This is a genomic window from Epilithonimonas sp., from assembly GCF_032054305.1.
Classification (GTDB): Bacteria; Bacteroidota; Bacteroidia; order Flavobacteriales; family Weeksellaceae; genus Epilithonimonas.
The window spans coordinates 452,063-465,724 of record NZ_DAMBSX010000003.1 but is presented as its reverse complement, the minus strand read 5'-3'; the positions used below and the strand labels follow the sequence as shown (position 1 = coordinate 465,724).

Genomic DNA, 13,662 nt, shown 5'->3' with positions numbered 1-13,662 from the left:
TCAATTTGCAAAATGTTTTTGAAAACAAATTCATCATTATTTTAATTAGCGTTTTTTATTTATAAATTTGAGTGAATAAAAATCTGACCTTGAATCGTCTCGTCTTAATTTTCTTTACTGTTTTTACAATTTCATTTTGTTTTGGTCAAAAACAAAATCAGGAGGACTTGCCTGGCTCCGAGACTTTGGATAAAAGCAAAATTTCGCCTGAGCAAATCATCGAACAAAGTCTTAAAAAACTGGAACAACCAATTTCTGACGAAGAGAAATATGAAGTACGGATGAAAATGGCTGACGCTTATCTGAAAATCAAAAAACCAGATTTTGCAAAGTCAACCGAAATGCTTTTTAAAGCTAAAGAAATTGCTGAAAAATTAGACAATACAAAGCTTAAAGCAAAAATCTACGGCTCGATTGCGAATCAATATTCGTTTCTAAACTTTCCGGAAAAAATAAAACCTTACCTTGATTTGTCTAAACAGGAATTGGATAAATTTCCGAATGGTTATGAGAAGAATTATCTCACAGCTCGCCTATTTATAGAGTATGGAAATCTAAAAGCAGATAATGAAAATTTTATTGATGCCAAAAAAGATTATCAGCAAGCACTTAAGTTTTTACAAAGGAATGGAACGTTCAACAAAAAAGATATTTTCCAGTACCGACGGGCATTTTATAATATGGGCGTTTCTTATGCTTATCTGAAGCAAAATGACTCTGCGCAATATTTTCTGAATAAAGCTTTGGCGATTCGGGATAATGAAAATAAAGAGTTCAAATATTTTATTTATAACAATTTAGCTAAAGTTTATGCTGCTAAAAATGAGCATCAAAGGGCGATAAATTCTTTGGAAACTGTCCTGAAAGAAGATGCCTTCAAAGATAATCGGTTAAAAGCCGATATGTACAAAAAGCTCATTGCTTCTTACAAAGCTTTGAATATCCACGATAAATATATTGAGTATTCTGAAAAGCTTTTGGCGTTGGAACCAGATGTCAAAGAAAATAATCTCAAGGCGATTAATACAGCAGTTTCCGAGGAACAAAAAAATCTTTTGGAGAAAATTTCCGATAAAGAAAATCACAACAATTTTTTGATTATTGGTTGTGGTTTACTGGTTTTGATTGGAGGAATGAGTATTTTTTATATCAATCATAAAAGAAAGAAAGAGAAAATTCTTTATCAAAACTTCATCGCCAATCTTGAGAAACAAGAAGTAAAAGAAACTCCGGAATCGAAAGAAATTATTCAACCGGAAATTGAGGGAAAAGAAAAACCATCTTTCTCGATTCCAAGTTCTGCCGAATCCAATATTTTAGAAAAATTAGATAAGTTTGAAGAGTCGGCGAAATTTACCAATTCTAAATTAACGGTTGCAAGCCTGGCGGTGATGTTCAAAACCAATCCGACCTATCTTTCGGAAACGATAAAAAAACATAAGGAGAAAAATTTCAATCAATATCTGAATGAACTTCGCATCAATTATATCTGCAAACAAATCAACGAGCGTCCGGAATTTCTCAATTATAAAATAAGTTATCTGGCGGAAGAAGCTGGTTTTTCATCTCATAGTTCGTTCACAACAATTTTCAAAAGCGTAACCGGTATTTCTCCTTCGGTTTTTTTGAGAGAAGCGGAAAAGAAACATAGGAATGTTTAATCTTTTATTTATCAGTGATTTAATACTAATTTTTATGTTTTTAAATATGATATTTCTAAAGTGTAACGCTATTTTTTGATTCTTAAAGTATATATATTTACTTCATCAATGAGATAAAATATTTTTCTGATTGATGTGATTATTTCAATGTATTTTAAAAAATCTTAAAAAATTAATTATGAAGAAAATTGTATTTTTTTTATCGGCATTGGGTTCGGTTTTGACCTTTTCGCAAAATTTAGGTTATGGAAATTCTGTTTCCCGATCTCTATCAGGAACTATAGAAGTTCAATCAAAACCTTCAGCAAAAGCAGAAACTTGTAATACGGTTGTTATTAACGATACCGATGAGCAAAATGGCGTTTTCATTATTGGAAATGGCGGACAAAAAGCAGCTGTTGATATTCCGCTCGAAGCGAATCAAACAATTAAAATCAACAGTATTGTTGTGACGTTGGCGAGTAAGCTTCCGCCAACTTTTGTGAACTTCATCTTTTACGATAATATTCTTTCTACGCCAGAAGATCCAGAAGATCCAAGAAGAAATATCCCGAATCAGCAGATTTTACAAATTACGGACACTACAATCGATTCTTTTGAAGAAGTTGGATACGAACCTTTGCACGAGTTTGTAGTTAGAAAAGTGAAAGTGAAATTGGCTAATCCAATTCTACTAAACGGAACAATGTCTGATGGCAGAATCTGGATGAGTACAAAATCTGACGCCAATGCTTGGGCAACAACTGCTCATTACGAAACTGGTGAAGGCGTGGTTGGCGAAAGCCTGGCGATGGGAAGCAATAATTTTGATTGGTTTCAGCTTCTTAATCAGGAATGTTTGTATGAACTGCAAGCCGAATGTGATATTCTTAATGTTTCCGATGCTGATTTCAATTCTAAAGTGGGAATTTATCCAAATCCAGCTCAGGATTATTTCGAATTCAAAGGTTTAAGTGGAACTAAAATCGTTTCAACCAATATCTATTCAGCAAATGGAAGTCTTGTGAAAACAATTAATCCCAATGAATCTAAAATTAATGTAAGTAACCTGAAAAGTGGCGTTTATGTTGTTCAAACTAAAACAGCTAACGGAAATACATTTACTAATAAGTTGATTAAAAAGTAAATTCATATTTTAAGTTATTTTAGCTTTAGGAAGCCAGAAGTTTTTTCTTGGCTTCTTATTTTAATAGGTTGTTGCCTAATTATTGAATTCCTGATCTATTGTTTATGTAATTTAAATTATGAGATTTATTTAAGAGTTTTTCTGATTATTTTTGAGTGATTGTTGCTTGTTTTCGTTATAAATTCGTAATTTGCGAGAAATAATTTAATATGAAGAAATATCTATTATTGTCAGCATTGGCGTTACCGATGTTGGGTCTTGCTCAATGGTCGAGGGTTAGTAATACGACAAACAAAAAAGTGAAAGAAGAGTTCTCAAATCTTAAAGAGAAACAATTATTCTCTTTGAATAAGGATTTGTTGAAATTAAAGTTGCAAAATGCACCGCAACAATTTTCAGGAAAGAAAGGTGTAGAGGTCTTGATGCCAAATGAAAAAGGAGAGCTGCAGAAGTTCCAGGTTTGGGAATATTCTAATTTTACTCCAGAATTTCAAGAAAAATTTCCTAATATCAAATCTTATATGGGAATTGGGATTACGGATCCTACAGCGTATTTGAGATTCAGTATTTCTGATTTGGGATTGTCTTCTACGGTATTGAAAAGTGGTGGTTCCAATTTTATTGAACCTTATGTAGAAGGAGCAGATGTGTATGCGGCATATGAATCTTCTTCTAGATTATTGGATGAGAAAGATACTTTTGTTTGTTCTACAATGGATGAAATCGGAGAACAAAATGCGGAATTGTTAAGTACTAATACTACTAATAGATCTAGCAACCAAGTGTTCAAGACTTTTAAATTGGCGATGTCTGCACAAGCGGAATATTCTCAATATCACATAGCAAGAGCGGGCGCCGAATCTGCTACTGATGCTGAGAAAAAAGCTGTTGTTCTAGCTGCTATCAATAACACCGTTACTAGAGTGAATGCTTTGTATGAGAAGGACTTAGCGGTACATTTTAATATGGTTGATATCTTATCTGTTATCTATCTTGATCCAGCATCTGATCCTTATACGGGTTCTTGGAACAATGAGGTAAGAGCTGCGCTTAATGCTCAAATAGGTATCAATAATTATGATATCGGACATGTATTAGTTTATGCTGGTCCTAATGGAAGTGCAGGATGTATCGGATGTATCTGTGGGAATGGGACTACGAGTACGACTCACAAAGGTTCTGCTTTCACATCGCACTATATTCCAGTGAGTGATATTTTTGATATAGATTATGTAGCTCACGAGATGGGACATCAGGTGGGAGCTAATCATACACATACATATAGTGGGTCAGAGGGTTCCGGTGTGCAGGTAGAATTAGGAAGTGGTAATACAATCATGGCTTACACGGGTATTACCGGTGCTTATGATACACAATTCAACTCCAATGATTTCTTTACTTACAGAAATATTCTTCAGATCCAGAATAACTTGGCAAACAAGGCTTGTGCTGTCAATACTCCAATTACAAATACGCCTCCGGTTGTAGATGCAGGATTGGACTATACCATTCCAATCAGTACTCCATTTGTATTGAAAGGAACTGTGACCGATGCTGAAAATGATACAATGACCTATGTTTGGGAGCAAAATAACTCTGCCACGGCAGCAGCACAATTTACTTCCGGTTCTTATGCTTCACCTACAAAAGCAGGAGGACCTAATTTCAAAATGTTTCCGCCTAAATCTGAACCAGTTAGATATTTTCCAGAATATGGTAAGATTTTAGCAGGAGTTTATGCAACACGTTGGGAGGCATTATCTAGTGTAGCTAGAACTCTGGATTTTACATTGACTGCAAGAGATAATTCAGCAGCAGGAGCACAGACACAGACTGATGCGATGAAAATTACAGTGAGTGCTGCAGCTGGACCATTTGTAGTTACTGCTCCGGTTTTTGGAGAAAGTCTTACTTCTAATACTGCTTATACTGTAAAATGGAATGTAGCTAATACTAATGCTGCTCCAATAAGTACAACGAGTGTCAATATCAAATTGTCAACAGATGGCGGAGTTACTTTCACTACTCTAGCGGCTAATACGCCTAATGATGGAGAAGAAGTAGTAACACTTCCTACAGGTTCACAAGCTTCTAATGCTTACATCATGGTAGAAGCTATTAATAATATTTATTTTGCATTAAGTCCAAGTTTTGTGGTAGATTATTCTGTAAATGGAGAGGTTTGTAATACATATTCTTATTCAGGTCCGGCAGTAGATATCAATGATGGTACAGGATCGACAAGCGGTCCTATTTCTTCACCTCAAGTATTAGTTCCAATTAATGTTGGGGAAAGTGGAGTAATTACAAAAATAAAAGTAACTCCTGTTGTTGAACATCCTAGAACCAGCCAGATTGTTGTAGGAATAGAAGGTCCGTTGGGACAAACAGCTTGGTTGTGGAACAGAAAATGTACAAGTTCTGGAATTAATGCTACATTCAGTGATGAGGGTTCTGCCTACGTCTGCGCATCTCCAATTAGTGGAACTGTAAAGCCAGATGAGTCCTTGGCAATTTTCAAAGGGAATGATACCAAAGGAGTTTGGAATTTGTTCGCTTCTGACAACGTTAGAAACCTTACCGGAAAAATCAATTCTTGGACGTTGGAGCTTTGTACAAGAGATGCTGAGGTTCTTGCGGTGAATGAAAGTGCTTTCAACTCTAATAATATCAAAGTTTATCCAAATCCTTCAAACGGAAACTTCTTTATCAAATCCAAGGATCTTGGAGGAAATGCGAAAGTGGCTATCTATGATATGAATGGTAGAGTAGTTCACACATCAGGCTTCAATGTTTTGACTGGTGAATCTACGAATGAGTTCAATGTTAATTTGACAAAAGGTGTTTACTTGTTAAAAGTTACTTCTCCAAAAGCAAATTATACTCAGAAACTAATAATCAAATAATCTAGAATTATTTATAAATCTGAAAGTCGATCAGTAATGGTCGGCTTTCGTTATTTTTAGAATAAGACTTTTCCATATGATTTCAATAAATTATATTAAATTGCGATTAACAATAATTATGTGAAAATGAATTATACACAAATAGAAATAGATGCCCAATTCGATGGAAAATTACAATTGATTTACTTGAATCAACCTGAAAGTTACAATAGTCTTACCCAAGTTATGTTACAGGAATTGCGGAATGCTATTCGTAAATTCAGCGAAGACGAAAATGTGAGATGTGTTGCGATTGCAGGAAAAGGTAAAGCCTTTTGTGCTGGTCAAAACCTGAAAGAGGCTTTGGGCTTTAACGAAGATGACAGAACCATCCAGAGATTTGTGATAGAATATTACAATCCTTTGGTTGTAGAAATCATAAAATGTAGAAAACCTGTGATTGCATTGGTTAATGGCCCAGCAGTCGGAGCAGGTGCAATGTTGGCTTCGATCTGTGATTTTACTTTGGCTACAGAAAGTTCATATTTTTCTTTCGCATTTGCCAATATTGGTTTGATTCCGGATACTGCGGGAACTTATTATTTACCGAAGTTAGTTGGAAGGCAATTGGCAAGTTATCTCACGTTTACTGGGAAAAAAGTACCAGCTTTGGAAGCCAAGAAAATTGGTTTGGCTGCTGATGTTTTTGCCGATTCAGAATTTGTAGAAAAATCGATGGAAGTTTTGACTCAGCTTTCTCATTCTGCAACGACTGCATTATATTTAACAAAAAAAGCTTTCAATAAATCTTATGATTTTACTTTGAGAGAACAGTTGGACTACGAGTCAATCATTCAGCAAGATGCTGCAGAAACAGAGGATTTCAAAGAAGGCGTTGCTGCTTTCATCGAAAAACGTTTGCCAAATTATAAAGGAAAGTAAATGAACGCAAGGGAAACGGTAGAATACATGTTCGAGAAAGATCTGTTTTCTCAATGGCTCGGAATTGAATTGATAGACATTAAACATAATTATTGTCTCATCAAAATGCTTATCAAACCCGAAATGATTAATGGATTAGGAACTGTTCACGGCGGTGTAACGTTTGCCTTTGCCGATTCGGCTTTAGCCTTTTCATCTAATAATTCCGGCGAAGCAGCGGTTGCACTCAACTGTTATATCAATTTCACAAAAGCTGCAAAAAACGGTGATGTTCTGACGGCAGAAAGCATTCTTCTGAATGACACTCGCAAAACAGCCATTTACGATATCACAATTAAAAATCAAAATGATGAGGTTATTGCAGGTTTCCGAGGAACAGTTTATAAAATTGGAAAGAAAGTGACAGAATTGAAAATATTATGAAATAAAATATCAAAAACTTCAAAATTTATTTTGGAGTTTTAAAATAAATTATAACTTTGTAATTCAAAGTTCTTTTTATGGAATCGAAAAATTATCAGGAAGAGTTAGCACATATCCGTCAAATGATGGAGCGTAGTTCAAGATTTATTTCATTTAGCGGTTTGTCCGGTGTTATTGCGGGGATTGTCGCATTACTCGGCTCTGTTTACGTTTATTTTATTTTCCGGAGAGAGGGAATCGATTATTTTGACGGAGAAAGAAACATCTATACGCCAGCTTTAGCTCAGGAATTATTTTTTGTCGCTTTGGTAATTTTAGTTTTGGCAATTTCTAGTGGTTATATTTTCACTGCCAGAAAGAGTAAAAAGAAGAACATAAAAGTTTGGGATTCTATTACGAAAAAATTATTGTTCAATTTTGCAATTCCATTAGCTACAGGCGGAATATTTTGTATTGCACTTTGGTATCATCATTATTTTCCTTTAATTGCGCCGTCAATGCTTATTTTTTATGGATTAGCCTTGATCAATGCTGAAAGATATACATTAAGCGATGTCAAATATCTTGGTATTTGCGAAGTGATTTTGGGAATAATAGCTTTATTTTGGCTAGGATGGGGGTTAATATTCTGGGCAATCGGATTTGGATTTTTGCATATTTTTTATGGGATTTTGATGTATAGGAAATACGATTAACTGTCAAAAACAAAGTAACAATGGGGATTGGAGTTATTTATTTGATGCTACTATGTATATTTATACTCATATGTTCCTTAGCCTCATTTTTTATTTTTAAAAAGAGAGGACAATTAAAAACAGGGATTTTTGTTTCTATATTTTTAGCAATGATTGTTTTAGTTCCTGTATTTTTGATTGCTTTTGAAAGTAAGCTTTATTTTAAATCTGATGCAAAAGGAGATTTACAGCAGGTAAATATTTTATTACAAGATGATTTTGAGATAATTTCTAATAAAATTGTAGGAATGCCAGAATATTCTCAAACCACTTATCTTAAAGTTTCTGAAAAGGACAAAAACCAAATTATTAATAATATTAAAAACTCTAGTAATTTTAAAATTTTGAAAAGCGCTGTTAGTACTTTATTCAATAAAATATCTTTTTCTGGTGAAGGAATAGAAAGAAAAATAACCTGGAATTATTTAATTGAAGATGAATTTATAAAAGAATATTATTATAAGAAAGATGGTTTTGTTCCAGTTTCGATTACAATAAGTTTAAAACTTGATTCTGATACTGTAATTATAAAAAGAATAGAAGACTAATGCTAAACATCAATCAACTCAACAAAGAATTCGAAAGCCGTGTAAGATTGGGCATTATGTCCGTTCTGATGGTCAACGACTGGGTTGATTTTACCGAAATGAAAAACCTGCTCAGCGCCACCGACGGCAATCTCGCCAGTCACAGCTCTGCGCTAGAAAAAGCAGAATACATCGAAATCAAAAAAGAATTCGTAGGCAAGAAACCGAAAACTTCTTACCGAGTGACGCAAAAAGGAAGAGATGCTTTCACAGAACACATCAATAACTTGGAAAAATTATTGGGAAAATAACTCCCGATTTTTTTTGAAAATTGACTTTGTAATTCAAAGAACTTTATGTTATGAAAAATTTTAAATTTATAAAAGTATCAAAAAGATTATTCTGGTTCTCTTTGATTATTGGAATTGGGACATTATTACTGTTTATTGTTACTAGGGAAAATTTCTTTATAGAATTTGGATTTCTTTTTTTGATATTAATGTTCTTAATCAATCTTTACTTCTTTTTCTTCTTTATTATTTGCGGATTAATTTATGAAGAACGCTCAAAAGAGTGTTTCGATTCTGCTGCACTATTATTAATTAATATTCCAATTGCTCTATTTTGTTTAATCGTAGGAGTTAATATATAAAAAATTTAAGCTTAAACTTTGAAATTCAAAGCAGAATATGACCAGAAAATCATTCATTAAAAAATCATTACTCGCAACTGCAGGTTTATCATTATTCTACAGCTGGCAAATAGAACCATTTTGGCTGGAGTTTGTAAAACAAGATTTACCAATCAAAAATCTTCCTTCAAATCTTCATAACAAAGTCCTGATGCAGATTTCGGATTTGCACGTTGGTAATCGTTTCGATTGGAATTACTTAATTGATTCCTTCAAAGAAGCCAAAACTTACAAACCAGATTTTGTGGTTTATACTGGCGATTTCGTTTGTTGGGAAAATAATCCTGAACAATTTGAACAAATGAAAACTGTAATGAAAGAAACCGTTTACGGAACTCTCGGAACAACGGCAATTCTAGGTAATCACGATTACGGTGCAGAATGGAGAGAAGAGTATGTTGCAGATGAGGTTTCGAAAATTCTGACAGATTCCAAAATTCAAATTCTTCGGGATGAAAAAGTGAATTTGTCGGGACTTAATATCTACGGTTTCGAAGAATTATGGGGCACCAATTTTCATCCCGAAAATTTAACAAAAACTATTAATCCAGATGAAGCTAATCTCGTTCTTTGCCATAATCCCGATGTCTGTGATTTGGATGTCTGGAACAATTATCAAGGTTGGATTCTATCGGGACATACACACGGCGGACAAGCGAAACCTCCATTTCTCCCACCTTTGATTCTCCCTGTCAAAAATAGAAAATATACTTCTGGAATCATCGATTTGGAAGACGGACGAATGCTTTACATCAATCGTGCTTTGGGACATTCTTATCAAGTCAGGTTCAACTGTAGACCAGAGATTACATTATTTACACTTAAATCAATTTAAAAAAATCATAATTATGAAAAAACATCATTTAATTTTCATCACAGTTTTCGCCGTAATCATTCTCTTTTATAAAGAATATATTGCGCTCAATCTAGGAATTCTTGGGATTTTCCTGAGTATTCTGACTTACACTCAAACTAAAACAGAATTCAGAAGCCGAACCTTTCTTACTCTTTTTGTAACCTCTATTTTTTCGTCTTTAGCATTTGCTTGGTTTGGCGATGCAATTTCGTTTGTCGCTGTTTTTGTCTCTGTATTTTTGCTGAGGTTCAAAGGAACTTACCCGAAACTAAAACCATTTCTATATATTGAAGTTCTATTGTTGAATCTCTTCACATTCTTGGGAAGAGTTTTCAACATAGAGCAATGGTACGAGAAATCCAAGGAGAGAAGCTTTGCCAAAAAACTCATTGCTATTATTCTTATTCCTGCGTTTTTTATCACGATTTTCTTTTTCATTTATGCTTTTGGAAGTGACCATTTCGCGAATCTGTTCAGAGATTCTGAATTAGAGTTCCAACCTTTGACTTTTATCGTTTTAGCCATTATCGGATTTTACATTGGTTTTATTTTCTGGAATTTTGGAGTAGAAAGATTCATCTTCAAACAAAACAGATATTTAGATGACGATTTTTCAGGATTAATTAAAATTCAAAAACCAACATTTTCTTTCCTTGATATCGATTCCGAAAGAACCAGCGGGTTGATTTCTTTTTGTGCACTTAATATTCTGCTTTTGGTTTTTATTGCAACTTATAATTATGAACAGTTTTTCGAAGCCACAAAATCGACTGACGGATTGAGCGCAGAAACGCACGAACGTGTTAACTCGGTGATAATATCAATCGTGATGGCGATTCTCGTGATTTTATTCTATTTCAAAAAAGGATTTAATTTCGATGACAAAGCAAAGTCTTTGAAAAATTCTGCTAAAATTTGGATTGTTCAAAATGTGGTTTTGGTAATCTCAGCTTCCGTAAAAAACTCAGAGTATATCATCAATTATGGTTTGACCTACAAACGTTTGGGTGTTTACGCTTTCTTAGCAATGGCTTTGATTGGTTTGATTTTCACATTCATCAAAATCCAGAAAAAGAAGACCAATGCTTTCCTTTTCAACAAAATGTTTTGGGCTTGTTATGGCTTGATTTTGGTTTGCAGTTATATCAATTGGGGTGAAATTATTACATCCAATAATATCAAAAGAAAAGATTTTGCGGATAATTATCATTTGATTTCCATCAATTATAATGAACAAATTTTGCTGGATTATGCCGAGGAAACCGGAAACACAGAAATGAAAAATCGACTCAAGGATAGAATAAGATCTTATCAGAAGGAAACTTTCCTCTCAAAAATACTCTATTATGAATTTATTAAAATTGAAAAAGAATAATTTTAAATATCTGACTTTAATTCCATTATTTCTGATTGCCTGTAAAAAGGAACCAGAAATCAAGGAACAAAAAATAGATACTGTTACAACGATTGAAAAACCTGTTGATTCATTATCGACTATTTTGAAAACCGAGAAAGAGTCCAATCAAAATATCGTAACTGTGGACGCATCGAAAATGCCGATTCGACTGAATCTCGAAATCACCAATCCAAATGACCAATTGATTTTAAGATTAGAAAATCTCGATCAACCAAAAATCAAAGGTTACTTGAAGACTGAAAAGCCGATGAATTTGAGATTCAATCAAATCAGAATGCCGGATAACACATTTGATGGTCCATTTTCTCAAACAATTGAATATGATACGAAACAGAAAGGTGAATATTGGCTGATACTAGCAAAAAGTAATATGGCAGATGGAACGCCTGTCGGCAAGTTCTTCCTAAAACTTGAATAGGGAAACTCAAATTAAAAGTCTTCGACTGCGCTCAGACTGACAAACCTTAAAATCCAGTTTAGTATTAGAGATGTCCTGCTGAGCGGAGTCGAAGACTTTTTTTACCTTATTTTAAACTCAATATTGCCAATCTATAACCTTTCATTCCAAATCCGGAAATCACTGCATCACAACTTTCCGCGGTAACAGATTTTTTCCGGAATTCTTCACGCTTGTAGATATTGCTGATATGAACTTCAACTTTCGGTTTTTGGATATTTTTAAGACAATCCGAAATTGCATAAGAATAATGAGTAAACGCACCAGGATTAATTACCACAGCTTCAAAATCATCTTCCTGTAAACGGTTGATCAATTCACCTTCTATATTGGACTGATAAAATACAATTTCGTCAGGAGAGAATTCATTTTTCAAATCGTTCAAATAATCTTCCATAGAAACAGACCCATATATTTCGGGTTCACGAGTTCCAAGGAGATTGAGGTTTGGACCATTTATGATGAGGATTTTCATTGCTTTTCAATAATTAATGTAAAAGTAAAAAATCCTCAGAAATTTCCGGGGATTTTTTGAAATATAGTATAAGGATTAAGTGTAATTATTTTCCTAAAAGATTATTCAGGCTCTTTTTAGCCTTGTCGATTTCTTCATTTGCCGATTTTTTAGTTTCATCAGCCGATTTTTTGAAATCTTCTTTGGTTTTGTTGGCAGAAGCTTTTACTTCTGCTACCGTTTTTTTAGTTTCATCTGTAATCTTCGTTTTTTCAGCATTTAGCTTACTTTTAACCTCATTAGTTTTGTTTTCTACGGCATTGGCGACTGTTCCGCTGATGATACTGTCAGAACCTTTCACAACATTTCCAATCGCTTCAGAAGCCGTTGCACCTAATGCTTGGGTAGAAGTTGTCAGATAATTTTCATATTCAGGTTTTACAGTTCCGCCTTCGGCAACGTAAGTATTTTTACTTTCTACATATTTTTCCTGAGCGGCTTGCAATTCTTTCTTCGCTGCTTCTATTTTTACAGGGTCGTTTGTCGCCAAGGCTGCTTCGTAGTTTTTCTGGGCTGTAGATAATGCCAGTGCCGCATCTTCATAAGACTGTGTGAAATCTATCTTGGTTGTAGAATCATCATTTTTTTTACAACTGTTGGCTGTTAGAACAATTCCTGCTAAAGCCAATGTTAAAAGTGTTTTTTTCATTTGTTAATTATTCTTTATTTGTTGAGTCAATTTTTGCAACTCCTGGTCTTCGTCGGATTGAGAAATGTCTCCGTTCAATCTTTTTATTTCTAATGTATTGATTTGCTTTGCCAGGTTAAGATAAGCTAAATATTTTTCAAGGATCAGGATTTTCTTTTCTGATGTCGCATTGGTTGCATTGGCACTTTTCACAAAAGTTTGCAGGTTGTCGTTACACAAAATGTATGCCTGAAATGCATTAGATAGAAAATAATCACTTACAAGTGAATTTGTTTCCAAATTACCATACAATTTTGGAATTTCAACAGGAGCATACTGAATAATTTCTGAGATGTCAGCGCCTTTTTTTGCAGCGTTCAGGTACATTCCCTGGGTTTTCATTTCGCTGTTTTCAAGAGCAAGGTTGGTTGCATCCAAAACCTTGACCAGATTTTTCTTCTGATTGATGTCTGATAAAATTGTGTTAAGGCTTAAGGCAATAAAGAAACCTGTGAAAGTTGAGATCAAAGAGATAAAAAACTCAAAACTTCTGGCTTCATTTTTTCGCAGTCCATCGAATAATTTTGAATTGATTAGAAATAAAGTCAGTATGACCAGGCCGATAGCAATAATAATGTACATATGTATTTTTTTGCCAAAGGTAAGAATCTCTATAATTAATCAAAATAAAAATAGATAAACGAGCAGATTTTATAGATTAATCCCAATTGATTCCACAATATAAAATAAAAAATACCTCCAGAAATTCTGAAGATATTTTAAGTAGCCCGTAGGGGAATC

The 13,662-nt window shown here is 33.9% G+C and carries 14 protein-coding genes; 11 read left to right on the top strand and 3 right to left on the bottom strand.

The window, feature by feature from the left end; all coding sequences use genetic code 11:
- Positions 1-71 precede the first annotated feature (71 nt).
- The 11 genes from RTX21_RS08975 to RTX21_RS08925 all read left to right on the top strand — a co-directional run bounded on the left by RTX21_RS08975 (position 72) and on the right by RTX21_RS08925 (position 11,680).
- Positions 72-1,661, top strand: a complete 1,590-nt coding sequence (locus RTX21_RS08975) for a helix-turn-helix domain-containing protein (protein WP_312766971.1) — start codon at positions 72-74, stop codon at positions 1,659-1,661.
- Positions 1,662-1,839: 178 nt separating this feature from the next.
- Positions 1,840-2,787 carry a T9SS type A sorting domain-containing protein gene (locus RTX21_RS08970; RefSeq protein ID WP_312766970.1) on the top strand — a complete coding sequence of 316 codons (948 nt, stop codon included), beginning with the start codon at positions 1,840-1,842 and terminating at the stop codon, positions 2,785-2,787.
- A gap of 209 nt (positions 2,788-2,996) precedes the next feature.
- Entirely contained in the window at positions 2,997-5,693 is a 2,697-nt protein-coding gene (locus RTX21_RS08965; RefSeq protein WP_312766969.1) for a reprolysin-like metallopeptidase, read from the top strand.
- A 126-nt stretch (positions 5,694-5,819) separates the two neighbouring features.
- Complete coding sequence (locus tag RTX21_RS08960) at positions 5,820-6,614, top strand: enoyl-CoA hydratase-related protein (RefSeq protein ID WP_312766967.1); 795 nt, start codon at positions 5,820-5,822, stop codon at positions 6,612-6,614.
- Positions 6,615-7,037: a hotdog fold thioesterase gene (locus RTX21_RS08955; protein WP_312766965.1), complete on the top strand. Its 423-nt coding sequence runs from the start codon at positions 6,615-6,617 to the stop codon at positions 7,035-7,037. It begins immediately after the preceding gene.
- A 77-nt stretch (positions 7,038-7,114) separates the two neighbouring features.
- Complete coding sequence (locus RTX21_RS08950) at positions 7,115-7,732, top strand: hypothetical protein (protein ID WP_312766963.1); 618 nt, start codon at positions 7,115-7,117, stop codon at positions 7,730-7,732.
- 20 nt (positions 7,733-7,752) lie between these two features.
- Positions 7,753-8,319 carry a hypothetical protein gene (locus RTX21_RS08945; protein ID WP_312766962.1) on the top strand — a complete coding sequence of 189 codons (567 nt, stop codon included), beginning with the start codon at positions 7,753-7,755 and terminating at the stop codon, positions 8,317-8,319.
- Positions 8,319-8,609, top strand: a complete 291-nt coding sequence (locus RTX21_RS08940; RefSeq protein WP_312766961.1) for a transcriptional regulator — start codon at positions 8,319-8,321, stop codon at positions 8,607-8,609. The genes RTX21_RS08945 and RTX21_RS08940 overlap by 1 nt, the downstream gene beginning before the upstream one ends.
- A gap of 378 nt (positions 8,610-8,987) precedes the next feature.
- A complete protein-coding gene (locus RTX21_RS08935; RefSeq protein WP_312766959.1) occupies positions 8,988-9,824 on the top strand; it encodes a metallophosphoesterase in 837 nt (278 codons plus the stop codon).
- 13 nt (positions 9,825-9,837) lie between these two features.
- Complete coding sequence (locus tag RTX21_RS08930; RefSeq protein WP_312766957.1) at positions 9,838-11,220, top strand: DUF4173 domain-containing protein; 1,383 nt, start codon at positions 9,838-9,840, stop codon at positions 11,218-11,220.
- Entirely contained in the window at positions 11,192-11,680 is a 489-nt protein-coding gene (locus RTX21_RS08925; protein ID WP_312766955.1) for a hypothetical protein, read from the top strand. Before RTX21_RS08930 ends, RTX21_RS08925 begins: the two co-directional genes overlap by 29 nt.
- 106 nt (positions 11,681-11,786) lie before the next feature.
- Here the strand turns inward: RTX21_RS08925 and aroQ are convergent, their stop codons facing one another.
- The 3 genes from aroQ to RTX21_RS08910 all read right to left on the bottom strand — a co-directional run bounded on the left by aroQ (position 11,787) and on the right by RTX21_RS08910 (position 13,503).
- Complete coding sequence (aroQ, locus tag RTX21_RS08920) at positions 11,787-12,194, bottom strand: type II 3-dehydroquinate dehydratase (RefSeq protein WP_312766954.1); 408 nt, start codon at positions 12,192-12,194, stop codon at positions 11,787-11,789.
- A gap of 85 nt (positions 12,195-12,279) precedes the next feature.
- Positions 12,280-12,882 carry a hypothetical protein gene (locus RTX21_RS08915; RefSeq protein ID WP_312766953.1) on the bottom strand — a complete coding sequence of 201 codons (603 nt, stop codon included), beginning with the start codon at positions 12,880-12,882 and terminating at the stop codon, positions 12,280-12,282.
- A gap of 3 nt (positions 12,883-12,885) precedes the next feature.
- On the bottom strand, positions 12,886-13,503 hold the full coding sequence (locus tag RTX21_RS08910; RefSeq protein WP_312766952.1) for a hypothetical protein: 618 nt from the start codon (positions 13,501-13,503) through the stop codon (positions 12,886-12,888).
- Positions 13,504-13,662: the final 159 nt, after the last annotated feature.

What these genes read in the sequence shown, in the direction of transcription:
- RTX21_RS08925 (WP_312766955.1), top strand. Translation starts at nt 11,192, where the DNA reads ATGAATTTATTAAAATTGAAAAAGAATAATTTTAAATATCTGACTTTA.
- RTX21_RS08940 (WP_312766961.1), top strand. Translation starts at nt 8,319, where the DNA reads ATGCTAAACATCAATCAACTCAACAAAGAATTCGAAAGCCGTGTAAGA.
- RTX21_RS08945 (WP_312766962.1), top strand. Translation starts at nt 7,753, where the DNA reads ATGGGGATTGGAGTTATTTATTTGATGCTACTATGTATATTTATACTC.
- RTX21_RS08960 (WP_312766967.1), top strand. Translation starts at nt 5,820, where the DNA reads ATGAATTATACACAAATAGAAATAGATGCCCAATTCGATGGAAAATTA.
- RTX21_RS08955 (WP_312766965.1), top strand. Translation starts at nt 6,615, where the DNA reads ATGAACGCAAGGGAAACGGTAGAATACATGTTCGAGAAAGATCTGTTT.
- RTX21_RS08915 (WP_312766953.1), bottom strand. Translation starts at nt 12,882, where the DNA reads ATGAAAAAAACACTTTTAACATTGGCTTTAGCAGGAATTGTTCTAACA.
- RTX21_RS08930 (WP_312766957.1), top strand. Translation starts at nt 9,838, where the DNA reads ATGAAAAAACATCATTTAATTTTCATCACAGTTTTCGCCGTAATCATT.
- RTX21_RS08970 (WP_312766970.1), top strand. Translation starts at nt 1,840, where the DNA reads ATGAAGAAAATTGTATTTTTTTTATCGGCATTGGGTTCGGTTTTGACC.
- RTX21_RS08910 (WP_312766952.1), bottom strand. Translation starts at nt 13,503, where the DNA reads ATGTACATTATTATTGCTATCGGCCTGGTCATACTGACTTTATTTCTA.
- RTX21_RS08950 (WP_312766963.1), top strand. Translation starts at nt 7,115, where the DNA reads ATGGAATCGAAAAATTATCAGGAAGAGTTAGCACATATCCGTCAAATG.
- RTX21_RS08965 (WP_312766969.1), top strand. Translation starts at nt 2,997, where the DNA reads ATGAAGAAATATCTATTATTGTCAGCATTGGCGTTACCGATGTTGGGT.
- aroQ (WP_312766954.1), bottom strand. Translation starts at nt 12,194, where the DNA reads ATGAAAATCCTCATCATAAATGGTCCAAACCTCAATCTCCTTGGAACT.
- RTX21_RS08935 (WP_312766959.1), top strand. Translation starts at nt 8,988, where the DNA reads ATGACCAGAAAATCATTCATTAAAAAATCATTACTCGCAACTGCAGGT.